The sequence below is a fragment of the Shouchella shacheensis genome (assembly GCF_001484965.1).
GTDB lineage: Bacteria > Bacillota > Bacilli > Bacillales > Bacillaceae_D > Shouchella > Shouchella shacheensis.
This window is the reverse complement of sequence record NZ_KQ947393.1, coordinates 123,882-149,404: the sequence shown is the minus strand read 5'-3', so window position 1 is coordinate 149,404 and position 25,523 is coordinate 123,882. Positions and strand designations below refer to the sequence as shown.

The following is a 25,523-nucleotide window of genomic DNA, read 5'->3' as shown; positions in this document are numbered from 1 at the left end:
GAGACTTGAAGATGATCAGGAAAGCAAGCGTGATGAAAGTATACAAAGAGGCTTATGAAGAGTACAAAATCCGACATGATGAACTTTGGCCGGAAATGAAAGAAGCTCTTAAAAGGCATGGGGTTCACAACTACTCCATCTTCTTGCATGAAGAAACGGGACAGTTGTTTGCATATTTGGAAGTGGAGGATGAGGACACATGGGCGAAAATGTCTGAGACGGATGTGTGCCAGAGATGGTGGGCTTATATGGAACCGCTTATGGAGACTAATTTAGATAAGAGTCCGGTTTCAAAAGAGCTCATGAATGTGTTTTATTTAGCCTAGTAACCAACAAGCTTGAAGGCAAAAGTTTTTGGACGTGGCGCGATAAGTCATGTTTTTGCAAAGGCCCGGAACTTCAGGCCTTCTTGGCAATGAAAAGATGTCCGAATTGACTATGAATTCTTGAGAGAAATACTTTAATATGAAGAAAAGAATTTGATGATAGCAAGGAAGGGGCGAGATATGTTAAAAGTGGCTGTGGTCGGTGTTAACAATATTGGAAGCATTCATTGTAATTTTTATTATGATCACCCTGATACGAAATTGGTAGCTGTCTGTGACCTTATAAATGAAAGGGCTCAGCAGGCAGGGCAGGCGTTTCAAATTTCCTTTTATACTGATGTTTCAGAAATGATAAAAAAGGAAGAGATTGATGTGATCAGTGTTGCCACCGCTGGAATCGAGAACGGCAGCCATCATTATGAACCAACTATGGCAGCCATTCAAGCAGGAATTGACGTATTGGTAGAAAAGCCCCTGTCAAATGATATACAACAAGCGCGGGAAATGGTGAAAGAAGCACAAGAATATAATGTGCGATTTGCCTGTAATCTCAATCATAGCTTTGTTCCAGCAGCTATTAAAAGCAAACAGTTAATAAGAGATGGGAAGCTTGGTTCGCTATTATTTATTAACATGAAGCTGACGATCGAAAATCCAAAAGACCATACATCCTGGTTCCATTTAAAAGCGTTACATCCACATTCGATCGATGTGATGAGACACCTGGCTGGTGATGTAAAAAGAGTTCAGTCTTTCATGACAAAAGCACCAAACAGAAAAGGATGGTCTACTGTTTCGATTAATATGGAATTTGCGTCAGGTGCAGTGGGGCATTTGACAGGAAGCTATGATATGTCTCGCCGTCATCCAATAGAGTACTGTGAGGTGGGAGGAGACAAGGGAAGAATCATTATCGACAACGTCTATGAACATTTTAGTTACTACCCTCATGAGAAAGATGAAATCACAGGACTACGTAACTCTATTATGACGGGTGTCAAAAACTTTCACGACACATTCACGTATCGCTTAAATCGTTTTATTCAACAAGTTAGAAATAAAGTGCAACCAAGGGATATAGAAGCGTCTGGTACTGATGGTTTAGCTGCACAGGAAGTGATTGAAGCTGCTATAGTGTCGCATCAGAACAATGGAGAGTTCGTTGAAGTACATCCACTTGTTTCATCGTAATCGAGGTATTAAGTAATATGGAGGTGAATTGACAAGAAATATATTAAATGAAATCGAGTTTTAGTCCTTTTAATGAAGGCGCTTACGATAAGGGGAGGGAGAATTAAAGTGAAAACGTTTAAGAAAAACTTATTTTTGTTCGGTAGTGTACTTCTGCCGACATTAAGTTTGGCGGCTTGTGGAGAAGAAGAGGGGGCCGTAAGTGAAGGATCAACTTCAGATGAATCTGTGAACTTGGAGTTTCTGATTGGTGATGATACTAATTCACGAGGAATTGAAGCTGTCGCAGAAGCTGCTGAAAAGGAATTAAATATCTCCATAACGTTCGAAACACGACCAGGTGGACCGGAAGGGGAAAATTTAGTCAACACAAGGCTTGCAACTGGTGAAATTGCAGATATAGTGCTTTTCAATTCTGGTGCCCTTTTAGAAACACTGAATCCATCTCAGCATTTTGTCCCATTAACCGAGGAGCCATACGTTGATCGTATGATGGATGATTATATAGAAAACGTTGAATTTGATGGTGACATATATGGGGTTCCAGACCAATCTAGCTCAGTAGGAGGATGGTTTTATAACAAACCAATATATGAAGAGCTAGGTCTTGAGATACCTGAGACATGGGATGAGCTGATAGAAAACATTCAGGCTGCAGATGATGCGGGATATATAGGAACAGTTGGCTCATTTGATGAAATAACAAGAACTCAAATTCCATTGTTGGCAGATTATTATAATGTCCAAAAAATGGAACCGGATTTTGCAGAGGAGTATACAGCGGGCGAATCAAAGTTTGCTGATACTCCAGCTGCCTTACGCGGGTTCGAAAAGTCTTATGAACTTGGCCGAGGAGGCAAAGATTTATATAATGATGATTTTAATGCCACCACGCACGAACAGGGAATGGCTATGCTGGCAACTGGAGAGGCTGCTCATTTCGCAAACTTGTCTCAAATTTTACCAACAATAGAAGATAATCATCCAGATGAAGTAAAAGATATCGGAATTTTTCCGCAGCCAGGGGACGGTGACCATGAACCCGGATTTACAGTATGGATGCCAAATGCGTTTTTGATCAGTGAAGCATCGGAACATGTAGATGCTGCAAAAGAGTGGTTTGAGTTTTATATGTCAGAAGAAGGTCAGGAAATTTTTGCTGAAGCATTTGACAGTGTAGGTCCTTACGTTGTAGAAGGTACCGACGTCCCAGACGATGCCTATGAAGCAGTTCATGAGATGCAGCCATACTTTGATGAAGAGAGAACAGCTCCTGCCCTTGAGTTTGCCAGCCCTATTAAGGGAGCGGAATTGCCCCAGATTTTGTCTGAAGTTGCGAATGGACAGGCAACTGCTGAAGAAGCTGCAGCAAACTATGACCAAGATGCTAGGCGACGAGCGGAACAGTTGGGTATTCGTGATTGGTAAGAAGTGCAGACATCTCGGTCCTTGGAAGGCTGGGATGTCTGATTAAAAGGAGTGGTGTAAATGAATAAAATCAATAACAAGATGTATTCGTATTACTTCCTCTTACCAGCCGCCATCATTTATACTGTATTTTTTCTTTTTCCTACGGGCATGTCCTTTTTTTACAGCATGACATGGTGGACGCTAACTGACTGGGAATTTATTGGGTTTGAGAATTTTATTACGTTTTTCGAAACCCCTTCTTTACGAATAGGTTTTAGAAATACACTATTTTTTGCTGTTACAGCTGTGACAGGGAAAATCATTCTTGGTCTATTAATTGCTGTATTTCTTTGCTCCAAAATAAAAAATAGAGATCTTCTGCGTTCATTTGTGTTTTTTCCAGTTCTTATCAGTGCTGTTGCTATTGGGTCAGCCTTTAGTGTAATGATGCATCCGAGTAATGGATTGATTAATGATGCGCTAAACTTATTTGGCATTCCTGGAGTTGATTGGTTAGGTAACCCAGATCTAGCAATATTCTCTGTAGCATTTACTGATATCTGGCGTGGTCTCGGAATTGCCGTTGTTATTTTTATAGCTGGAATTATGGCTATTCCAAATGAGTACAGGGAAGCGCTAAGAATTGATGGAGGGAGCTCAATTCAGGAGTTTTGGAATATAACACTTCCATTATCACGTCCTGCCATGAATACAGTTATTATTTTGGCCCTCATTGATGGACTAAGAAACTTTGATCTTGTATGGGCAATGACAGGCGGCGGCCCAGGATTTAGTTCGGATGTGTTAGCTTCTATTATTTATAAGCAGTATGCCGGCGGATTTTATGGTCTTGCAACGGCGGGGAATGTTATTTTGTTCCTTTTTGTAGCACTGATTGCTTTTCCTGTCTTTAAGTTTATCAACCGGAAAGAGGTGGACCTATGAGTGTTGGTGACAACAAAACCTCAGTGCTAGGCTCAAATAAAACAATATCTGCAACAAAACCGAAAAGAAGGAAAACATTATGGGTTGAAGTATTAGGATTCATCGTTGCTGCCATCTTCTTCGGTATTCCCTCTTATTTTGTTTTTATCAACTCTATGAAGTCTCCCGGAGAAGCAGCAGAGCTAACGCTAGCTTGGCCGAGCGCTTTTGAATTCGTTGCCAATTATTCAGAAGTAATAAGCGCTAACAATTATAGACTTCTTCTTGCTTTTTTTAATAGTACAGTGATTACCGTTGTGACGATTATCATTTTAATTATTATCTGCTCCATGGCAGCTTTTGTGTTAGCTCGTAGGGAAAGTGCAAAAAAGTTAAATTATCTCGTGTTAATAGGTTTAATGATTCCACCAGCTATTGTGCCGACGATTTGGGTACTACAATCAATGGGCCTTTTTGCCACAATGCCAGGAATCATTTTTATAGAGACGGCATTACGTTTCTCGTTTGCTTGTATTCTTTATAGAGCCTTTGTCGCTACGATACCGAGAGAATTAGATGAGGCAGCGTTAATTGATGGGTGCGGGCCATTGCGGTTATTTTTTCAAATCATCTTTCCATTGTTGAAACCGGTGACCGCTACCATTATTGTTTTGTCCTCCATACAAGTTTATAACGACTTTGAAAACATGTTGTATTTTTTTCCAGGTGCAGATAATGCTACCGTACAGCTGACGTTATATAACTATATGGGTATGTTTGGAACCTCTTATCACTTGCTATTTGCAAATGTCATATTGATTGCTATCCCGCCGCTTATTTTATTTATTTTCTTTAATAAGAGAATTGTGGCTGGGATGACAGCAGGTGCTGTTAAAGGATAATTTTAAAAGGGGATGTAAAAATGAAACTTGGAGTGAACTCTGTATTATTTGGCGGATATGATTTAAAAACGGCCATTGAATATATCAAATTCAGTGGTTATCAAGGAATAGAGCTTGCCTCTATTGTTGGGATGGCTGAGCATTTAAAGGATGCAGCTCTAGAATCTGAGCTTTCTGAAATCAAAAATTGGGTAGAAGAGGCGGAGCTGGACCTCTATAGTGTGGAAGCTGCGACTAACATTTTAGAGCCAGAGAACAGAGAGCGGACAAAAAGAGTATTCGAAAGAGCTGCTAAGCTTGGTATTCCAATGGTCACTACGGGAAGCGCTGGAGAATCTAATGATGAAGAAAAAATGGAGCAATCACTCCGGGCAATAGAGGAGTTGGCGATAGCCGCAAACGATGTTGGCATCAAATATGCGTTAAAGCTTCATTACGGCCAAAGCATCTACAATACAGAAACAGCGCTTCGATTGATGAGAGAAGTAAAGCACCCAGCACTTGGCCTGAACCTTGATGCTACTCACATTGGACGTGTTGGGGATGATCCGGTTAAAGCGGTGGAAGCGTTGCAAGAACATGTGATTCATACGCACATCAGGGATACTTTTATTGAAGAGTTAAAAATAGCAGCGCCAGAATATCAAATTGCCGGCAGAGGCACCGTTCCATTAAAAGAAGTCGTTCAGAAAATGGTAGATACAGGCTATCAAGGAGCAACGGTGCTCGAAATTATAGGAGCCAAAGAGTATGATTTGCCAAAGGTAGCGGCTATAGCAGCAGAGAGTCATGGATATCTCACTAGGTTATTTGAAGAAGCATATGGGAAAAAGGAGGTTATTAAATGATTAAGGTGGCCGTTATTGGGGTGAATAATATAGGGAAAATTCATTGCCGGTATTATAGTCAAAATCCAGATGCAGAGCTGGTGGCAGCTTGTGACTTAGTGGAAGACCGTGTTCAGGCAATGGAAGAGTTGTATGGTTGCAAGGCTTACACAGATATGAAGGCAATGATTGCTGACGAAGAAATAGATGTGATCAGCATAGCGACCTCAGGAGAAGAAAACGGTGGGGACCATTTTGAACCGGCTATGATGGCAATAGAAGCGGGAAAAGATGTACTTGTCGAAAAACCTATTTCTAACAATATCGAGGAAGCACGCGACATGGTACGCTTCGCTGCTGAAAAAAAGGTTCGTCTTGTTAGCAATTTAAATCATCGCTTTGTCCCTCCTGCTTATAAAGGAAAAGAGCTCATTGAAAATGGAAAACTGGGGACGTTGCTATTTTTCAATATGAAGCTGACAATTCAAAATCCGAGCGAAACGAGTGAATGGTTTCACTTAAGGGCACTGCACCCCCATTCTATAGATGTCCTTCGCTACTTTGGAGGAGACATTAAACGGGTTCAATCCTTTATGACAAAAGCTCCAGGACGTCAGATTTGGTCGACGGCATCTATCAATCTGGAATTTGAGTCTGGGGCAGTCGGACATTTAACGGGAAGCTATGATATGGCAGGGCGCCATCCAATTGAATATTGTGAGGTAGCTGGAAATAAGGGTAGATTTGTTATTGATAATGTCTACGAGAACTTCACCTTTTACCCGCATGATAGGGATGAGCTGCTCGTTTTACGCAATTCAATCATGACAGGAGTAGGAAGCTTTCAAGAAACGTTCAAAAATAGATTGGATTATTTCATAAAGCAAATTAAAGAAGACATTGCCCCTGAGAAAATGGAAGCTTCTGGGGCCGATGCATTAGCTGGTCAAGAAATAATTGAAGCAGCAATACGCTCTCAGTTGAAAGGTGGTTTGGCCATTGAGGTGCCACCTGTGAAGACAGTGGTGCAATGATGGGAAAGACAGAATGGATTATTCCAGAGGGGTTTTTGTAATCTAAGAGTAACAGGTGTCAAGCCAGTCATGATGTGGTATGTATTTTGAATGTGAAAAATGAAACATCAACCACCCGCTTTTCTTTGGGGACTAGGAACCTATGGATGACTTTGGATAGAATGTGGAGTAAAGCGAACCAAACACATTCGACTCGATCAAATAAAAGATAAACAAGGTTGCTCTGTCCCAATGTTTCCAAAGCGATTAAGGTAGAAAGATCGGTTCCTGTAGGTGGTTCAGCGCACCCCGGCTCGACACTTCTCAGAAACCGTTAGCATTATTTACGACAATGGCTTATTCCCATTGAACTAAATGCTTTTCACCCTTAGACTATAATTTTATAGAAGGGCGGAATAGGGATGAAAATGAGAAGTAGTCAATTTATGCGTGAAAAAAAGTTTCCTTTTTGGATTGATCATAAAATTCACATAGAAAACAATCTTCCTCCTGTTCATGGCCATGATTTTATTGAGCTCGTATTTGTAACACATGGAACAGCAACCCATGTATTTGAAGGAGAGGAATATGGCTTGTATGCAGGGGATGCCTTTATTATTAACCCTGGCGAAGTGCATACGTATAAATTGCATCAAGGAAAAGAACTCGGCATCATAAATTGTCTGTTTTTATCACCTTTGATTGATGATATTTGGTTAAGAGAATTAGGCGTCTCCGAATCGATGGACTATTTTTATATTCACCCTTTTTTGCATAAAAAAGAAAGGTTTCACCATTGTCTGAACTTACGAGGGAAATGTGCGGCTGACATCCACATACAGTTTGAAACAATGTTAAGAGAATACGAACAGAAGAAAACAGGATATGCGACTGTAATCCGCCTGCAGCTTGTGCAAGTATTGATTGAATTATCAAGAATATATGGAGAAGTTGGTACGTCGACAAGGCACCTCGAAGTGAAGCACATGGAGAGAAGGCAGCTCGTGCAGCGAATTTGGGGTTATTTAGAAAGACATTATGACCAAAAGCTAACGTTAGACGTGCTATCTGATTTATTTAACATTAGCTCAAGGCACTTAAATCGAGTGTTTAAAGCGGAAAGCGGTCAGACCATCATTGAAGCAATACATCAAATTAGGATTAAACGAGCAAAAGTATTGCTGGCAGAGACGAGCGAGAAAATCATTTATATTGCGTTAGAGGTGGGGTATGAAGATCCAGCATTTTTCACGCGTCTATTCTCTCGCCAAGTGGGATGTTCTCCAGGGAAATATAGAGAAAGAACTAGACAAGGGTTAATAGAAAGCAAGCTTAAAGCACTTGAAAATGTATAGGGAGGAAGAGCGTCAATGAAACAGCCGAATGTTATTATTTTTGGAATAGATAGTTTACGAGGAGACTATATGAGTAGCTATGGATTTCATCATCAAACCACACCACATATTGACAAATTTGCCGAAGCAGGGGTGTTATTTGAACAGCATTTCAGCCCTAGTATCCCTACGACGCCTGCATATGCAAATATGCTGACCGGAGGGGACTGCTTCGATACTAATGTCGTTGCTCTTCGACATAAGGGACCGGTTGGCGGAGAAAACACAAAAACGTTAGCAGAAATATTAGGAACACATGGCTATGAAACAACGTGCGTAGGCTTTACGGATAATCCATCCTCAAGAGGATTTCATCATTACCTAGATTATGAAGCCTGGATGCCAGATGAAACTGGGCGCTGTTCGAAAGCAGAGCATTTAAATGACGTGGCGATTCCAGAGTTAAAGCGGCTAGCTCAGCAGGAGAGTCCATTTTTTTTATTTCTTCGTCATATGGATCCGCACTCGCCTTATCTTCCGCCAAAGCCATTTGATCGAATGTTTTATGACCGTAACGAAAGGGATCCTGAAAATAAAACGTTGGAGCCAGTTTACAATTTTAAACCGCATGCAGATTTTTTCAAATCATGGATTCCAGAGGGAGTAACCGATGAGCAATACGTTTCTGCTCAATATGAAGGGGCTATTGCTTATATGGATGTCTGTATTAAAAATATGTTTCAAACCGTAAAAGACCTTGGCATCGAAGAAGAAACACTCATCATTGTGACCTCAGATCACGGAGAGACCCTTTATGAACATGACTGCTACTTTGACCACCACGGGATGTATGATAATTGCCTGTCCGTACCGTTAATCATAAAGTTTCCGAGGAAAGTTCCTGCTGGCAAACGAATTGCTGAAGTTAGTCTCATTGAAGATATCATGCCAACTGTATTAGACTTACTTCACATTGATGATCCTAACGGCGGAACAGGGAAAAGTCTGCTTCCGATGATAAGTGAAGAAGAGACAGAAAGAGTATCAGAATTTTATATTACAGAATGCACTTGGATGAGAAAGCACGGCTGGCGTACCGAGGATTGGAAGCTCATTCAAGCATTAGAGCCTGATTTTCATTTTAAACCAATGACGGAGTTGTATAATTTGGTTCAGGACCCGAAAGAAAATAACAATGTAGCCGCAGAAGAGCCAGAAGTCGTTGCACTTCTGCAGCAGCGAATGGAAGATCATATAAAGAAAAGAGAGAAAGAGACTGGTCGAAGCAATCCCATGTACACAAACACTGGCTATCATGGATTAGACAGAGGACCGTTCCAAACCTCGCAGGAGGCTTATGATAGTCTCTATTTAGGTTCCATTACCAAAGCAAGATCACTGCAAGCAAAAGATTGAATGGAAAAAGTCAATAGTAGAGCGGAGAAATAACAACTCAGAACGGAGGGCTTTTGGGACAGTCTTTGACATCAAGCTTCATGTAATCTGGGTCAAGTGACAAAAACATTTAAACCAGCTGTATATAGTGTCGGATGAGAAGTGAAACTGAAAAACCTTCTAATTTCAAAGTTCAACTTGCAAAATAGGAGATTTTTCATCAATCTGAGAGCCTTTCCGGCTCTTTTTCTGTGGCTTTAACAGCCGTTCCATTGTCCTGATCAACACGGAAAATCTTTTTTATTTTTTATAAAATGAAAGCAGAGTTTGCTATCGCATTAGGATAGCCTTTATGAAAGGGAGGAAAGTGCTTTGCAAGGTATTGGCTTCGGCATTTTAAAGATCCCAGAATGGATTTTGAAATTCGTTTATGTAAACACTTTATTCGTTGTTTTTTCTGTTGCCTCCCTTGTGTTATTCGGATTTTTCCCCGCTCTTGCAGCGATGTTTTTTATCATAAGGAAATGGCTGGAGGGAGAAACAGACATCCCTGTTTTTAAAAGGTTTTGGTACCAATTCAAATGTGATTTTTTTAAAAGCAATAAGCTTGGCTACATTGTCTTCATTACTGGGCTCGCACTATTTGTTTATTATGAATTAATACAGCAGCTGGGTGGAATGACATTCTTTCTATTAATGAATGTATGGTTTATGACTACCTTTATTTACATCCTTACTGCTCTTTATATCTTTCCAGTGTTCACTTATTACGCAAACAATATCTTGGCCACAATAAAAACTGCTTTTTTGACAATGGTTGTGTCTCCATTACCAACCATCATGATGATTTCAGGTCTCCTTATTATCTTTGTTGTTTTGTTTCAGCTCCCTGGTCTCGTTCCAATAACAGCCGCAAGCTTGATTGCTTTTTTTCTAATGTGGTCTGCCGAGATAGCTTTCACACATATTCAAAAAAGACAGAGAGCGACCATCTTGAAAGCGAAAGAAAAGGAACAAAAACAGATATAGTGGCGGGGTTAACTAACTTATCGCCTTGAAATGAAGGGAGATTTAGGATTATGCACATGATTAACATGCGTATGAGGATCATAATGCGATGGAGATATCGTCATTGGTTGCAAGGTTTTTAGCAAGGAGCATGCGACCTAGACTGTGGTTTGATGGGTGAACTTTAAACCCTAATGCACATTTGTTATGAAAGCTTATATATACTCAACGGGGGGATAAGATGAAAATAATTTTTGTTTCCATTGATACATTAAGGGCTGATCGTTTAGGGTGCTACGGATACCATCGTAACACAAGCCCTTATCTTGATCAGGTTGCATCAGAAGGTGTCCTATTTGAGCAAGCTTTTGCTGCTGATATTCCAACGGAAGTGGCACATACTGGCATATTTACTGGAAAGGTAGGATTAACAACTGGGGTAGTTTCCCATGGATCCTCCCTTAGTTTTCTACCTAAATCAATTGATTGGCTACCCACCCTACTAAGGAATTATGGATATACGACTGCCGCTGTTGACAACCTTTATCATTTGCAGGAATGGTTTGCCAGAGGGTATCAGTATTATGTTAATTCAATTGGCCGTACACGTTGGATTGATGGTCGAAGAGTTAATGATTTGGCAAAACTCTGGATTAAAGAGCACCAGGAAGAAGACTTCTTTCTATTTCTTCATTACTGGGACCCACATACGCCTTATTTACCTCCAGAAAAATATATACCGGAATTTTATCCGCCAGATCGAAACCCATATGATGGTACGGCATATCAAAGTGTCGAACCAGCCTATAACCACTTGGCCTATCCTTTTTTTAAACAGCATCATTTTCAACATATTGGTCCAGTAAAGGATGCCGATTATATCAATGCCTTATACGATTCGGAAATTCGTTATTTGGATGATTTGCTAAAAGAGCTCGATGAGTACTTGAAGGAATTAGGCATTTATGAAGAAACTTTTCTCATTCTGTTTGGTGATCATGGGGAAAGTCTGACAGAACATCAGATTTACTGGGACCATTGCGGTCTCTATGAGCCCACGGTGAGAGTTCCGATGATTATGCGATGGCCTGGGAGGATTAACAAGAAAAAAAGAGTTAAAGGGCAGGTGCAGCAGGTTGATATGATGCCGACAATATTAGAGGCGTTAAGCATACCATTGCCGGAAAGCATGGATGGGAGAAGCTTGTGGTCTGTCATCAATGGAGAAAAACAAGAAACACATCCACAGCTTTTTCTGAGCGAGTGTGCTTGGCAAGCTAGTCGGGCAGTACGTACAAGTCAGTATAAATTCATACGCACCATGGATGCAGGGGTATTCAAACGTCCAGAGCGCGAGCTGTATGATCTTCAGCTTGATCCAGCAGAAAAAAATAATCTTATTGTATCGGCACCAACTGTTGCTGAAGGGTTTGAACGGGAGCTGGATCAATGGATTGAACAGAAACTACAAGGCAATCAAGATCCAATGGAATATGTGCTTGAGCAACAAGGCTTGCCCTTCCGTAAAAGAATCGAACGTATCCTTTCAGAGGTTGGTTTGACTTGGGAGGAATGGAAAGAAAATCCCAGTCGAGAACGCTTTGATTATTTACACGATCTAATGGTTAAGAGTAGATGAAGGGATTGAATCTATATAATGGCGTGTCCCTTTTCTGATTTAAGTGGGCCAGCCAAAACATATCAAGCTTTACAAGAACAAGGAGGAAGAGCATGGAGGTTTTATCAGAACCCTTAATTAATTCAGTAGAATTGTCGTATGATACCTCAAGCATCAAGGAAGAAATTGAGTTAGATACATGTGCGTTGTCTGATCTCGAATTAATTGGGATAGGATCCTATAGCCCTTTAACAGGTTTTATGAACAAGTCAGACTATCAATCTGTTGTTCATACGATGAGGTTGGCTAATGGGGCTCCTTGGAGCATTCCGATTACTCTTCCTGTTCCTGAAGAGAAAGCAGCATCGCTTCTAGCTGGAGCAAAGGCAAAGCTAGTCTATGAGGGTCGCGTATTTGGGGTAATCAAGGTTGAAGATGTGTACCTGCCGGATAAGTCTATTGAGGCAAGACAAGTGTACCGGACTGAGGATGTCTCCCATCCAGGAGTTTCTAATATGTACTTCCGATCCCCCTTCTATGTAGGAGGAGAGATCGTATTGACTCGCCGCGTTGAGCATACACGTTTTGCACGTTACTATTTAGACCCAGTCGAAACGAGGGAGGCGTTTGCAAAAAGAGGGTGGAAGACTGTTGTGGGTTTTCAAACGAGAAACCCCGTGCATAGAGCTCACGAGTACATCCAAAAAGCAGCACTCGAGACAGTGGATGGCTTGTTTTTAAATCCTCTCGTCGGGGAAACAAAAGCGGGCGATGTACCAGCGGAGGCTCGGATGGAGAGTTACGAGGTACTGCTTAATCTCTATTACCCAAAACAATCTGTGTTCATGTCCGTCTTTCCAGCAGCAATGCGCTACGCAGGACCTCGAGAAGCGATCTTTCATGCACTAGTGCGAAAAAATTATGGGTGCACTCATTTTATTGTTGGTAGAGACCACGCCGGAGTAGGAGATTATTATGGTACCTACGATGCCCAACATGTCTTTTCTGAATTCGATGAGGAAGAGCTTGGTATTAAGCCGCTTTTCTTTGAGCATAGCTTCTTTTGTAAATCATGTGACAATATGGCTTCCCAAAAGACATGTCCCCATGATTCAAGCCAACGTGTTGTTCTTTCGGGTACAAAGGTGCGTGAAATGTTAAAAGACGGTATTTTTCCTCCCCCAGAATTTAGCAGGAAAGAAGTAGTTGAAGTATTAATAAAAGGAGTAAGCGACTAGAACACACTTTCCATGGACCGGTCACATGATTGAGTGATGAAAGGAGGAGGTTGGTGAGCATGCTAGAGCTAGCAGCTGTAGTAATTGCATTTTTCTTTGCGATGAATATAGGCGCGAGTGGGACGGCTGCGGCTATGGGTCCGGCATATGGAAGTGGTGCGATTAAAAGAAGGCGTGTAGCCATGCTTCTCGTGGGCGTGTGTGCATGGAGTGGAGCACTTGCTGGGGGAGAGGTAGTTCGAACCATCGGAGAGGGGATTGTCCCAACGAATGTGATGCAAATCGATGTAGTTCTTATTGTTCTCTCGGCTTCATGCTTAACATTATTTATTGCAAATATAATTGGCATACCCTTATCCACAAGTGAAGTTGTAGTTGGGTCTATTGTCGGAACGGGTATTGCCTTTCAGTCGCTTTATTGGCAGCATCTACTCTTCATCGTTAGCTTTTGGATCACACTGCCGGTCGCCTCTTTCATTCTTGCATTTGTTTTTGGGAAAGTGATTCAGTTACTTGAAAAGAATTTCCCATTCCTATCTGGAAAAGGAAAATGGCGTAAGCCACTCGCTATCTTAGTTGTAATGTGTGGCTGTTTTGAGGCGTTTGCTGCCGGTATGAATAATGTGGCTAACGCAGTTGGCCCCCTGGTTGGGGCAGGCGTCTTGGATGTAAGTACCGCTGTTGTGATAGGGGGATTCTTCGTGGCGGTAGGAGCATTTTCCCTAGGCGGTAGAGTACTAGAGACGAACGGAAAACGAATTACCAACTTGTCATTGATACAGGGCGGCATGGTTTCGTTTACTGGTGGTTCTCTCGTTGTTATAGCTTCGATGTTTGGAATGCCTGTCCCTCTTACACAAATTACGACATCAGCGATTGTGGGAGTAGGCACTGCGGAAAACGGCTTTGCTCTTTGGCAGAAATCAGTGATTAGACGAATTGTAAAGGTCTGGATTTCTTCCCCATTGGTTGCGCTAGCCATTTCGTATGGCCTTATTCTTCTGTTCCACTCAGGGGATTTTTATACGTTATTTGTTCTTATTAGTGTTTTTGTGGCAACGGTTGGATCTTACAGTCTCTATCGATCTATCCAAGGAGAACATAGAAAAACGCTGAATGACCGCCAATAAAGTAGAAGAAAGGAAAAAAGTATGGTCGAAAAAAAATCTAACATCTTATGGCACGAAGCGACTGTTCAGAAGGAACAACGTCAAAAAAGCAATGCACATAAAAGTTGTGTAATTTGGTTCACAGGATTATCAGGTGCGGGGAAATCAACGCTTGCAAATGCGCTGGATCTGACGCTATTCGATTTTGGGATGAAGACATATGTATTGGACGGTGACAATATTCGCCATGGGCTAAATAAAGACCTTTGCTTCTCTAATGAAGATAGAAAAGAAAACATCCGGAGAATTGGAGAAGTGGCAAAACTGTTTGTTGGAGCAGGAACCATTGTGTCGACCGCTTTTATTTCACCTTTTCAAGAGGATCGGAATTCTGTGCGAGAAATTCTTGAAGTAGGAGAGTTCATTGAAGTATTTGTAAAGTGTGGCTTGGATGAATGTGAACGCAGAGATGTAAAAGGGTTCTATAAGAAGGCACGTAGTGGTACCATCCCTAGCTTCACTGGCATTAGTTCCCCTTATGAAGAACCAGAAAGACCGGAGCTAGTCATTGATACTGAACAAAAAACTATCGAGGAATCTGTTCAAAAGGTTCTTAGTTATTTACGGGTAAATGGAATTATTCATTAGACACTCAAGGTGGAACTACAATCCAGGGTAAATTTAAAATAATTCATTCTTTTGGTGGAGCATCAGAGTGCCTTTTTCTTTATGAATATTGAGCTGATGCGAATGTACACCGTGTTTTGGCCTGGTTGAAAAAGTGGGCCACACAAGTTTTTAACATTTTTATAAAATTATGATATCAATAAAGTCAAAGGGAACATGTGAGGTATAGATAAAAAACTGGCTTCAAACCCTGATCTTATAAGAATTTATCTATGATTTTCAGCTTAGAATGAGTTTAAAAAGCCAGTTTAGCTCGTTCGCTTAATGTCTACGATCTGAAGACGCTTAATGATACGGCTCCACAAATAAATGGTTGCTGCATCTCCACTTTTTTGCCGACTATTCCAAATCCATGAGAAGAAGCCGAGAAGCTGCGGGGATGGCCAGTTCAAGTGGTTGTCATCCACTAGCTAAAGCTGCATGCATGTAAGCAGGTAAAGTTTAAGGTAGTGTACTAATTCTAATCATTGATACCCGACCCGCCTTTGACTAAAAAGCCGACTTGCTGTTCGAGGGTCTTGCCTCGATGCTCAACCGTGGCATTGGCAGAAGGAGCTCGAGAAAACGTTTATCGCCGAAGGACGGTTGAAAACGAACGCAGGTAAGCTTGGCCAGGAGATTATCTGCTAATCCAGATGGGCCATAACGATAATGCAAAAAATAAGTCTGAGCGTTATACCGACCTGACGAGGACCATAAGCATTATTTGAAACATTACACGGCTGCGGCACGTTCCAGGGTGCTTTTCCAATCCTGCTCACTTCTGTCGAAAGGAAGCAGTCTCTACATAGACGGGAAGGTGCTGTTCATTGACCGGACTGAGCACATACCGTTCATGCGTCATAAGGATCCCCCTCAGTGCGATTTTTTTATGTTAAATGCCTGATTATTATATACATTCATAGAAAAAACACTATATAATATACTCATCGTACAGGGAGGAATCCATGTGAGCAATAAGAAATTGCAGAAGGCTTACTCTGGTCTGGCAGCACCTGAGTCCTCGAACAACAGATGAATGAAACACAAGAGGGGGTAGAGGTAATGTAAATTGAAAAATGTAAGCGTTATCTTAAAAAGATGATTCATTCTATAGGGAGGCGATTTGATGAAAAAATGCATTTTTTCTTTCAGTCTTCTAATCATTATAGCTAGTTCGCTGATTTCAGGATGCCAGGAAGCAGTCACTACAAATGAGGAAGAGAAGACCACTTTAACATTATGGTACTGGACCCGCAGCCTGGACGATAATGTTATTCAACAAATTAAAGAGGAATTTCCCCATATTACTATTGATGCGCAGAAAATCGGCGGAGATGAATATAAAACAAAGGTTCATACTTCTCTTATTGCGGACAGAGGTCCGGACATTGTCGCTTTAAATGACTGGGCATCTCAATATCTTTCGTATCAGGATAGGTTTGTGAATCTCATGGATTATGGAGCAGAGGAAATTAGAAAAGAGTACTTGGATTGGAAATGGAATACAGTCTTAGACCCAGATACTGGTGCCCTTATCGCTCTGCCGATTGATACGGGACCTACTGCGCTTTATTATCGAACAGATTTATTTGAGGAAGCTGGGCTTCCAAGTGATCCAGCGGAAGTAAGTGCTCAGCTTCAAACGTGGGATGAGTATATAGACGCCGCCAAGCAAATGAAAGAAACCACAGGCGTCAAGATGTTCGACAACCTTGAACGTGTGTTTAATCAATACGTGGAGCAACAGCCGGATAAGTTTTTTACGGAAGACGAGGAATACATTGGAAATGAAGGAACGGTAAGAGAAGCGTGGGAGATTGCTTCACAAATCAATCAGCTGGATCTTACTGCAAGAGTAGTAGAGGGGCAGGAACGAAACGCAGCCCTTAATAATGGAGATGTGGCCTCCTTTGTCGGAGCCGTATGGGAGTCCAATATCCTGAAGGATTCGGCTCCGGACACAGCTGGGGAGTGGCGCGTAGCAAGAGCTCCTGGGGGAGATGGCAATAATGGTGGTTCCTTTATTGGTGTGTTGAATTCCTCCGATCATAAGGAAGATGCCGTAGAGGTTATAAAATGGCTCGTATCTTCGGAAAATCAGCTGAACCATTACTTAGGCGTAGATTTGTTTCCATCAGCCATTGACACACTTGAAGCGGATGAGCTGGCTGAACAGGATCCGTTCTACGGCAATCAAATTGTAACGGAGATATTTTCAGAAGCAGCACAAAATGTTCCCATTACTTATTATGGAGAGCATTATCACGCCTTTCGTACCATGTATCATGAGGAGCTTGCCGTGATGGAAAGAGGCGGAAAGGATACGGAGCAAGCGTGGGAGGATGTCCAAAAGCAAGCGGAACGAGAGCTGTCAAGACGGACCACAAATGGAGGGGAAGAAGATGAGTAAACCAGCGCCTCTTTTAGAGAAAGATCGAAAGCCAAGAGCAGTGGAACCTTCGCTTTGGTCACAAATTTGGAGGAACCGGGTGCTGTACCTATTTATTTCCCCCTTCTTTATTTTGTTTTTAATTTTTGGTTTATTCCCGATATTGTTTTCTTTTTATCTTGCTTTTCATAGCTGGTCCGGCCTTGGCGAGATGGAATTTGTCGGGTTTTCTCAGTTTCAATTTTTATTAACGGAACCAAGCTTTTGGCAGGCGGTCGGAAACACCTTTGCCATCTGGTTTCTTTCTAGTATACCGATGTTATTTTTTGCGCTGGTAATTGCGTTCATGCTGAACCTCCCCATGCTAAAATTTCGAGGTGCGTACCGAACGATGTTTTTTATCACAAATGTCACGTCCATTGTGGCGGTAGCGATTATTTTTGAAACGATTTTCAGCAATCAATATGGCTTGCTAAACTATTTACTTTCTCTCGTTGGAATCGAGGGGCTGGAATGGTTGAACTCGAGCTTTCTCATTAAAGTTGTCATTGCCTCTATGGTCGTGTGGCGCTTTGTTGGCTATAACGCTATCATTTACCTGGCAGGCCTGCAAAGCATTCCAAAGACGCTGTATGAAGCGGCCGTTATTGATGGAGCAAATAAGAGGCAAATCTTCTTTAAGATTACGATCCCGCTGCTGAGGCCGATCATCCTATTTACAGTGATCATGACTACGATCGGGTCGATGCAGATTTTCACCGAGCCCCAGGTTCTTCTAGGAAACTCAGGCGGCGTAGGCGGAGCCGGTATGACGATGACGCTTTACATGTATAATGAAGGGTTTATTGAACATCAGTTTGGCTATGCCTCAGCGGTTTCCTGGATGATGTTTGTCATTATTGGCTTGTTTTCACTCATTAACTGGAAGCTTGTACAAAAAGCGTAAGGAGGAAAGGAAATGGCTGCAGATAAATGGTATGCAAAGCTGCTCACTCATTTCATTCTTTTAATAGGTGTGTTCATCTCCGTCTTTCCGTTTTACTGGCTGGTTGTGATGGCATCCAATACCACGAGCGACATCTTGCGTTTTCCCCCGACGTTAGTATTTGGCGGAGAACTTTTGACGAATGTGCAAAACGTCTTGAGCTCGATCGATTTTTATCAAGCGTTTTTTAACACCCTGTTCGTGTCTACGACGACGGTTCTTGGCGTTCTTTTCTTTTGTTCGTTGGCTGGCTTCACCTTTGCCAAGTTCGAATTCCCAGGAAAAAACTTCTTATTCGTGTCCTTGCTGCTCACGATGATGATCCCTGCCCAAATGAGCTTTGTCCCTTCCTTCTTAATCATTGCCGCGTTTGGTTGGATCGATTCCTATCAAGCTCTAATTATCCCCAGCCTTGCTAGTGCTTTTGGGATTTTTTGGATCAGGCAATTTTGTCAGCAATCGGTTCCTGATGAATTGATGGATGCCGGCCGATTAGACGGCTGCAACACGTTTCGCTTGTACTGGAATGTGGCTCTTCCCACGCTGAAGCCAGCTTTGACCTTCCTGGGAATTTTCACGTTCATCACTATCTGGAATGATTACCTATGGCCCCTCGTCACGATTAACAGCCCAAACCGCTATACTTTGCAGGTCATGCTTGCCCAGTTGAACAGTGTGTACGATACCGATTATGCCCTTATCATGGCAGGGACACTGATGGCGACCATCCCTCTAATTGTTTTGTTTATCATATTCAGCAAGCAATTTATGGCTGGTGTGGCAGAAGGAGCAGTCAAAGGATAATGGGAATAGTTTCAGCGGCGGCACGCCTCCGCCGTTTTTTTGGTGTGGAATAAAGGAGCGCTGTCGCACGCAGGGAGGAGCACTGAAGGTGAAAATGAACGTATCAACTTGGGAAATGGTCGGACGAAGGAAGGCATGTACTGACTTGGAGAAAGGGCATAGAGGCGAAAAAGGGGGCTTTACCACCGTTCATAATAGAAGAGAGTGAAGTCATGACATCAAACAAGGAGCTGTACTAGGGTATAATCCCGGAGTTTGGCAAGTATTGAAATAAAGGGTGGGCTACTTTCGGTGAATAGAACACGGTAAGCGAACGATTGACTAACAAGGAAAAAGGTAGATTGAGAAGAGCATCTACCTTTGGACATACTTCCTGGTTGCGGGGGCAGGAGAGGCGCCTTGTTATAGGGTCATAAATTCAAGTGTATTACCGTCGGGGTCATTGCAGAAGATTTGCCTGAAGCCGCTTTTACTATTCTTTTTTTCAATGAAAGGCACATCTTGCTGTTGTAAAAAGACCAAAGTATCTTCATAGCTCTCCACGCGAAACGCCACATGTTCTTGCCGCGAATTAATACGGTCATTGGGTTTGCGCTGCTGCGTCACGGTATCTGCCTCGATTAAGTGTAGCTGCTGCTCTCCAATTGCGTACCAGGCTCCTGGAAAGTTGAAAGGCGGGCGCTTGAGTTCAGGAAGTTGGAGTTTGCCGCTGTAGAATGCCTTGGTTTTCTCAAGGTCATGCACAACGAGGCTGACGTGGTGGATTTCTGCTAGTTTCAACTTATTCCTTCCTTTCTGTAGCGAGAGTTCTGGGTCTGACTGTTCTGTTCACGTTTCGAACTTTCTTATATACATTACCACACCAATGCCATTGTTTCGAATCTCAATGAGACGGACGTAACAAAAATCCAACCGATGCCCCTCCAAGTATTAGCGAATGCGATTCATTACTCTCCAACTTATTCACCCAGACCTCATGTACCGAAAGCACAGCAATGCCAAGAACTATATACCTCCAACAAATGTTTTTTTATAGAAGGAAAACCGGCTCGTTAGGCAGTTTTATGAAAGAAAAACCGACCCTTTCGTTCGCATGAAAGGGACTCGAAACCCTTGCCACGTCTAAAGTTGTAGAAATGACGCTTACTTTCATCTCTTTATTCTTGCACCGCGGTTTTGCTTCTCCGGGTAATCAGGCTGCCCTCTCTTCTCAGTGCTACATTGCAAGACCATAAGAAAAAGGACACAGTCATAAGAGAATGTTAGTAGTTTCATTAAATTTCTATATTACACGCATCCGTTGTTTTCATAAGAATGAATTCGTATTTTTGCTGGAAATGGTACATGAGAGGCAGGAAGAAAAGTCGAGGACATTTTTGGATCCCGATTTGTGTCACGGTTCAATTTAACGCTCGGGCTAAAAAAACCGTCAATATCAGACGGTTTTTGCTATACTAAGCTTACGGTTGAAAGGAAAGCCCTTACAATCCCGTAATATCAAACACTCACTCCTTTTCATCATTAAGGTGGTTAAACGATGTTCAAAAAATTCAAAGTGAAAACAGTGCTGTTTAGTAGCTTTGCTTTGTTTATTGTCATTCTCTTTGCAATTGTCATTCTCATAAGTTATAGAATGATAGTCAATGAAATGGTTGCTCATACGACGGGATACCAGCAGCAAACATTGGGTTTATATAGCAAAGAAATTAACAATCAGCTTCGCGCTGTTGAAGAAATGTCGTTAGTATCATCTAGGGATAAAGATCTACTCGCGTTTCTTCAAGGGGAACCTGACACGTTCGATTATAATCGCCAACGGTCTAATCTTCATTCTTATCTGTATCAAGTGATTTTAAGTATGTCTCTAGTCGAATCGATTGATGTTTATATGCATCGGCCACCTGCCTATGACAGCCAAATGCCCATCCGTTTTTTATCGATACTAGATTTAAATAATCATCCGGAGAATGAGAGGTTAAATCAAGTGGACGAGGGGTGGCTTGGTCACCATCCTAAGCATTTGGACGAGGGCAACCAAGATGTGGTTTCCTATGCGCGAAACATTTATTCTGCGAATGGGGATATTCGTGGCGTATTGGTGATGAACATTCCGGTCAATCAATTTACGGCTTTGATTGAAAATGACAGTAGTCATTCAGGGAATCGCATGTTGCTTGATTCCGATCAGCAAATCATCGCGTCCGTTGGAAGTCCCGAGCTTACATCCGAGCATGAGATGAAACAGGCAGTGTCTGAGACTGAACAGAATTCTTTGGGAGAAGGGGAGCTGGAAGGTGAAAGAGGGTTAATAGTCTGGTCTGGATTGAGTGATTCTGATTGGCTATTAGTAGAGCTGACCCCGTGGGGAGAGTTGACTGGAGGAGGGGAACGAATGGCGAAGGTGTTATTTGGAATTAGCTTCTTCGCTGTTATTTGCGCTTTGTTTACTACATATTTCCTCTCTGGCAAATTTACAAAACCTATTCTGCTATTAATGAGTGCAATGCAACGATACGGCTCAAAGAAAAAGGTCGACGTACCGGAGGATTACAAGAATGAGTTCGGTCAGCTTTTTAAAGGATTTCAGAACATGACGGGGAGAATTGAGAATCTACACCAATCCCTTGAAAAGCAAAATCAACTTCAGCGAAAAGCGGAAATTAGCGCACTGCAAGCCAATATTAATCCGCATTTTTTGTACAATACGCTCGACCAGCTGAATTGGATGGCGGTTGCCAGAAATCAAGAAGACATGAGCAAGGTTTTAGAGTTGACTGGAAAAATGTTACGGATCGGACTTTCCAATGGAAGAAGTTTGATTTTGATTGCCGATGAGTTGGCTCATATTCAATATTATATGGAAATTCAGCAGTATCGCTTAAGTGGAGGAATCACTCATGAGTTTGAAGTGGACGAGAAAGTCAAAGTCTATTATATTCCAAAATTCACTTTACAGCCTCTCATTGAAAACGCGATTATTCATGGATTTCATCGATGTGAGGAAGGGGAAATCCGTGTCACGATTGAAGATAAGGAAGAGAGCCTCCTCATTAGAGTGATAGATAATGGAAATGGGTTTGACCCCCAGACCATTGAGAAGGGAGGGGGAGGTTTTGGCATCAATAACGTGGAGAAGCGAATAAAGGCTTTCTTTGGAGATGCATACGGCTTAACTATTAAGAGCAGGCAAGGGATAGGAACGACGGTCGAGATTAGATTGGCTAAGCAAAAAGATAATCAAATCAGAGGTGGGAATTTCTATGTGGAAAACAGTGATTATTGATGATGATTCACAAGTATTAGCTGGTTTAAAGGCAATCATTCCCTGGGAAGAGTTGAATTTATCTCTTTTAGGAGAAGCAAGAGATGGTGCGGAGGGAATGGAGCTGATTCGTGAAGTGGAACCGGATCTTGTCATCACGGACATTTACATGCCTGTCATGGACGGACTCGAAATGATCCAGACCTTAACAAATCAAAATGAATTCACAGGAAAATGTATTATCTTGAGTGGGTACTCTGATTTTGAATATGCCAGAAGGGCCCTGCGTTTGCGGATTGATGAATATTTATCAAAGCCGACTTCTCCTAGCACGATTAGGGAAGTGATTCAACGAGTTACAGAGCAGTTAGAGCACCAACACTCAACAATGTTGAGACAGGAAGAAATCGAGGATCAGCTAAAGGCTTATGAGTCGTTAGTGGAACGAGAGTGGTTAAGAAATGTTGTCGTTGGTAGGTCGATTGAAAGACGATCATCTTTCCCTTCAGAATCCTTTGAGCGTAAGTGGAGGGGAAAACAACATGTTGTGTGTGTTCTTGCTGTACACCACCGGCAGAGTACGGAAGCGAATGTAACTGACTGGGATTTATTACGTGTTGCCGCGCGCAATATTGTCGGTGAAATTGCAAAGGAACATCATCTTGATGTTGAATGGGTTGAACTTCATAGCGACTATGCGGCATTAGTCATTCACATTCATCAAGATGAATCATGGGATGCGTTCATTCTCCCTGTGCAAAAAATGGCGGCCGACATCATTGAATCTATCTCTTCTTACTTGAAATTAAGAGTGGCGATTGGGGTCGGAAAGCCACGGAATGTTTGGTGGATGATTAAGCAGTCGACGACGGAAGCCATGCAAGCCCTGAAGGAACCAGCCTTATTCTCTGAATTGCACAACCAAATAGCGATCTCGGGAAAACGGACAGAGTCTATTAATAGAGAAAAACAGGGAAGCAAGGATGTATCAAGGTATTATCAACAAATAGCTGAAGCCATTCGGTTTGGCCGAAGGGAAGAGGCGGAACAGTTACTTGACCTGTGCCTTCGCCAATTAGAGTCAAACGGCAAATTCAATTCTCCGGATCAACTGCGCATAGTGGGGACTGAGATTTGGACAGCGATTACGTATTTATTGCATCATACGGGGGTGTTGGTCGAGGATCTATTTTCGGACATGGATTTAGTGAAAGAATTGAATCAGGTTCTATTTAGAGAGGAGCTGAAAGAATGGTTACTAAATAAAATATATCGAATTTGTAGTCATTGGAAATGGAACGAGAATACTCGACATAGGCACGCAATTAAGAAAACGATTGAATTTGTGCACAATCATTATCACGAAGAGATCTCCATTCATAAAATTGCGGAAGAGGTGAAATTGTCAAGAAACTATTTAGGACAACTATTTATGAAAGTTGTCGGTGAAACATTCAAGTCGTATTTAACGAGAGTCCGGATGGAAAAAGCAAAGCAAATTCTAGTCGAAGGGGAGCTTCTTGTGTATGAGGTGGCGGAGGCGGTTGGCTACAAACAAGTCCCGTATTTTACCAAGCAGTTTAAACATTATTTCGGATGCAGCCCTACAGAACTTCTAAAGAAAGACCAAGAGATAAAACACAATCAATAAGTTGTGTTTTTCTTTTTTTCTGCAAATTATTTAACATGTGTGTTCTATTCATGAATTAATGAAGCGCTTACAATGGGTAAAAGCGATTTTACTACTATACGAGGGAGGACACGATTTATGAATCGTTTAATCAATCCAAAGAAGCTGGGCTATTTGTCCATATCGTCAATTGTCATTCTTTCTGCTTGTTCATCTGGATCTGATGATGTTGGTGGAACGGAGGAGGGAGTGGAAGAAGCGGAAGAAGCGGAAGTAGAGCCTGGACAAACAGAACTAAGAGTGGCGTGGTGGGGAGGGCAGGAAAGGCATGATCGAACCCTTGAGGCGATTGATTTATTTGAAGAGAAGAACCCTGATATTGCTGTGACTTCGGAATTCACTGGCTGGGATGGCTATTGGGAGCGTATGTCCACACAAGCAGCCGGACAAAACTTACCAGATGTCATTCAAATGGATTTGCAGTATTTAAATGAGTATGTCACTCGTGATTTATTAGTCGGCCTCAATGAATTTGTTGATTCCGGAACGCTTAACTTTGATGATGTGGACGATGTGTTCATTGAAGGAGGCATTGTGGATGAGGAATTATATGCTGTAAACCTTGGATCGAATTCCCTCGCGCTTGTTTATGATCCGGCTTTATTTGAAGAGGCAGGGGTAGCAGAGCTTGAGCCGGGGTATACGTGGGAAGACTATGAGGAGACAGCTAGGGATATTAACCAAGAACTTGGTATCTATTCAAGTGGGTTTGCTGGTTTACCTTTCTTTATACATTATTTGCGTCAGAACGACTTATGGCTCTATAACGAGGATAATACAGAACTTGCGTTTGATGACCAATATTTAATCGACTTTCTCACCATGTACAAAGATTTACTTGATGAAGGAGTGGTCCCAGGACCGGAAGTCACAGCCGAGGTTCAAGGATTGGAAGACGAGTTAATTGTCCATGAATCAGCATCGACATTACCGACAAACAGTAATCAAATTATTGAGTTCCTTCGAGCTGCAGATCGACCACTAAAGATGACGACATTGCCAAGCGTGACAGGAGGTTCCGAAGGGCATATCTTAAAGCCGGCTCAATTTTTATCTGCTTCATCGCAGGGGGATAACGCAGAAGAAGCTGCCCGTTTTATCAATTTCATCACAAATGATCTCGAAGCTAATGAAATTTTGAATGCGGAAAGAGGCGTTCCGATTTCAGAAGCAGTCAGGGACCATCTTTACGAGGATTTAGACGAAAATGAGCAAATGCAGTTTGACTATATGGAACTAGTCGAAGAATACTCAGCACCGATTCATCCACCAGAGCCTGCTGGTACAGGTCAAATTCTTGATGTGTTCGATCGATTAGTGGAAGAACTTTCATATGACATGATTACGGAAGAAGAGTTCGCTGAACGCTTCAGGGAAGAAGCAGAAAGTATTCTTGCAAATTAACTGAGCCAGTCGAGGAGGAGCGTTT

The 25,523-nt window shown here is 42.0% G+C and carries 22 protein-coding genes; 20 read left to right on the top strand and 2 right to left on the bottom strand.

Features of this window, described 5'->3' with window-relative positions; translation table 11 throughout:
• The first annotated feature begins 11 nt into the window (after positions 1–11).
• The 14 genes from rhaM to cysC all read left to right on the top strand — a co-directional run bounded on the left by rhaM (position 12) and on the right by cysC (position 14,943).
• Positions 12–326 (top strand): L-rhamnose mutarotase, encoded by a 315-nt coding sequence (rhaM, locus tag AVZ68_RS00725; protein ID WP_059102906.1) that lies wholly within the window; start codon positions 12–14, stop codon positions 324–326.
• A 180-nt stretch (positions 327–506) separates the two neighbouring features.
• Positions 507–1,517, top strand: a complete 1,011-nt coding sequence (locus AVZ68_RS00720; protein WP_059102623.1) for a Gfo/Idh/MocA family protein — start codon at positions 507–509, stop codon at positions 1,515–1,517.
• Positions 1,518–1,625: 108 nt separating this feature from the next.
• Positions 1,626–2,945, top strand: a complete 1,320-nt coding sequence (locus AVZ68_RS00715) for an ABC transporter substrate-binding protein (RefSeq protein WP_059102622.1) — start codon at positions 1,626–1,628, stop codon at positions 2,943–2,945.
• A 60-nt stretch (positions 2,946–3,005) separates the two neighbouring features.
• Positions 3,006–3,872: a carbohydrate ABC transporter permease gene (locus tag AVZ68_RS00710; RefSeq protein WP_059102621.1), complete on the top strand. Its 867-nt coding sequence runs from the start codon at positions 3,006–3,008 to the stop codon at positions 3,870–3,872.
• Positions 3,869–4,753 carry a carbohydrate ABC transporter permease gene (locus AVZ68_RS00705; RefSeq protein WP_082676225.1) on the top strand — a complete coding sequence of 295 codons (885 nt, stop codon included), beginning with the start codon at positions 3,869–3,871 and terminating at the stop codon, positions 4,751–4,753. The genes AVZ68_RS00710 and AVZ68_RS00705 overlap by 4 nt, the downstream gene beginning before the upstream one ends.
• 20 nt (positions 4,754–4,773) lie before the next feature.
• Positions 4,774–5,601, top strand: coding sequence for a sugar phosphate isomerase/epimerase family protein (locus tag AVZ68_RS00700; RefSeq protein WP_059102620.1), 828 nt, complete (start codon positions 4,774–4,776; stop codon positions 5,599–5,601).
• On the top strand, positions 5,598–6,614 hold the full coding sequence (locus AVZ68_RS00695) for a Gfo/Idh/MocA family protein (protein ID WP_059102619.1): 1,017 nt from the start codon (positions 5,598–5,600) through the stop codon (positions 6,612–6,614). Before AVZ68_RS00700 ends, AVZ68_RS00695 begins: the two co-directional genes overlap by 4 nt.
• Positions 6,615–7,015: 401 nt before the next feature.
• Entirely contained in the window at positions 7,016–7,948 is a 933-nt protein-coding gene (locus tag AVZ68_RS00690) for an AraC family transcriptional regulator (RefSeq protein ID WP_059102618.1), read from the top strand.
• A gap of 15 nt (positions 7,949–7,963) precedes the next feature.
• Positions 7,964–9,343, top strand: a complete 1,380-nt coding sequence (locus AVZ68_RS00685) for a sulfatase family protein (protein ID WP_059102617.1) — start codon at positions 7,964–7,966, stop codon at positions 9,341–9,343.
• A 351-nt stretch (positions 9,344–9,694) separates the two neighbouring features.
• Positions 9,695–10,351, top strand: coding sequence for a YesL family protein (locus AVZ68_RS00680; RefSeq protein ID WP_059102616.1), 657 nt, complete (start codon positions 9,695–9,697; stop codon positions 10,349–10,351).
• Positions 10,352–10,571: 220 nt separating this feature from the next.
• Positions 10,572–11,969, top strand: a complete 1,398-nt coding sequence (locus tag AVZ68_RS00675) for a sulfatase family protein (protein WP_059102615.1) — start codon at positions 10,572–10,574, stop codon at positions 11,967–11,969.
• Between the two features lie 92 nt (positions 11,970–12,061).
• Entirely contained in the window at positions 12,062–13,186 is a 1,125-nt protein-coding gene (gene sat / locus AVZ68_RS00670; protein ID WP_059102614.1) for a sulfate adenylyltransferase, read from the top strand.
• 59 nt (positions 13,187–13,245) lie between these two features.
• Positions 13,246–14,316, top strand: a complete 1,071-nt coding sequence (gene cysP / locus AVZ68_RS00665; protein WP_059102613.1) for a sulfate permease — start codon at positions 13,246–13,248, stop codon at positions 14,314–14,316.
• Between the two features lie 21 nt (positions 14,317–14,337).
• Positions 14,338–14,943: an adenylyl-sulfate kinase gene (gene cysC, locus AVZ68_RS00660; protein WP_059102612.1), complete on the top strand. Its 606-nt coding sequence runs from the start codon at positions 14,338–14,340 to the stop codon at positions 14,941–14,943.
• Between the two features lie 287 nt (positions 14,944–15,230).
• Here the strand turns inward: cysC and AVZ68_RS20080 are convergent, their stop codons facing one another.
• Entirely contained in the window at positions 15,231–15,374 is a 144-nt protein-coding gene (locus AVZ68_RS20080; RefSeq protein ID WP_157404542.1) for a hypothetical protein, read from the bottom strand.
• A 716-nt stretch (positions 15,375–16,090) separates the two neighbouring features.
• Between AVZ68_RS20080 and AVZ68_RS00655 the strand changes: the two genes are divergently transcribed.
• The 3 genes from AVZ68_RS00655 to AVZ68_RS00645 are packed head-to-tail and all read left to right on the top strand — an operon-like array spanning position 16,091 to position 19,142.
• A complete protein-coding gene (locus AVZ68_RS00655; RefSeq protein WP_059102611.1) occupies positions 16,091–17,374 on the top strand; it encodes an ABC transporter substrate-binding protein in 1,284 nt (427 codons plus the stop codon).
• Positions 17,367–18,299, top strand: a complete 933-nt coding sequence (locus AVZ68_RS00650) for a carbohydrate ABC transporter permease (RefSeq protein WP_245628030.1) — start codon at positions 17,367–17,369, stop codon at positions 18,297–18,299. Before AVZ68_RS00655 ends, AVZ68_RS00650 begins: the two co-directional genes overlap by 8 nt.
• 12 nt (positions 18,300–18,311) lie before the next feature.
• Positions 18,312–19,142, top strand: a complete 831-nt coding sequence (locus tag AVZ68_RS00645) for a carbohydrate ABC transporter permease (protein ID WP_059102610.1) — start codon at positions 18,312–18,314, stop codon at positions 19,140–19,142.
• Between the two features lie 402 nt (positions 19,143–19,544).
• Here AVZ68_RS00645 and AVZ68_RS00640 read toward each other — a convergent pair whose 3' ends face one another.
• Positions 19,545–19,922, bottom strand: coding sequence for a VOC family protein (locus tag AVZ68_RS00640; protein ID WP_059102609.1), 378 nt, complete (start codon positions 19,920–19,922; stop codon positions 19,545–19,547).
• A gap of 757 nt (positions 19,923–20,679) precedes the next feature.
• Between AVZ68_RS00640 and AVZ68_RS00635 the strand changes: the two genes are divergently transcribed.
• The 3 genes from AVZ68_RS00635 to AVZ68_RS00625 all read left to right on the top strand — a co-directional run bounded on the left by AVZ68_RS00635 (position 20,680) and on the right by AVZ68_RS00625 (position 25,498).
• A complete protein-coding gene (locus tag AVZ68_RS00635) occupies positions 20,680–22,425 on the top strand; it encodes a cache domain-containing sensor histidine kinase (RefSeq protein WP_059102608.1) in 1,746 nt (581 codons plus the stop codon).
• Positions 22,403–24,055 (top strand): response regulator transcription factor, encoded by a 1,653-nt coding sequence (locus tag AVZ68_RS00630; RefSeq protein ID WP_059102607.1) that lies wholly within the window; start codon positions 22,403–22,405, stop codon positions 24,053–24,055. Before AVZ68_RS00635 ends, AVZ68_RS00630 begins: the two co-directional genes overlap by 23 nt.
• A 117-nt stretch (positions 24,056–24,172) precedes the next feature.
• Positions 24,173–25,498, top strand: a complete 1,326-nt coding sequence (locus AVZ68_RS00625) for an ABC transporter substrate-binding protein (protein ID WP_059102606.1) — start codon at positions 24,173–24,175, stop codon at positions 25,496–25,498.
• The last annotated feature ends 25 nt before the right edge of the window (positions 25,499–25,523 follow it).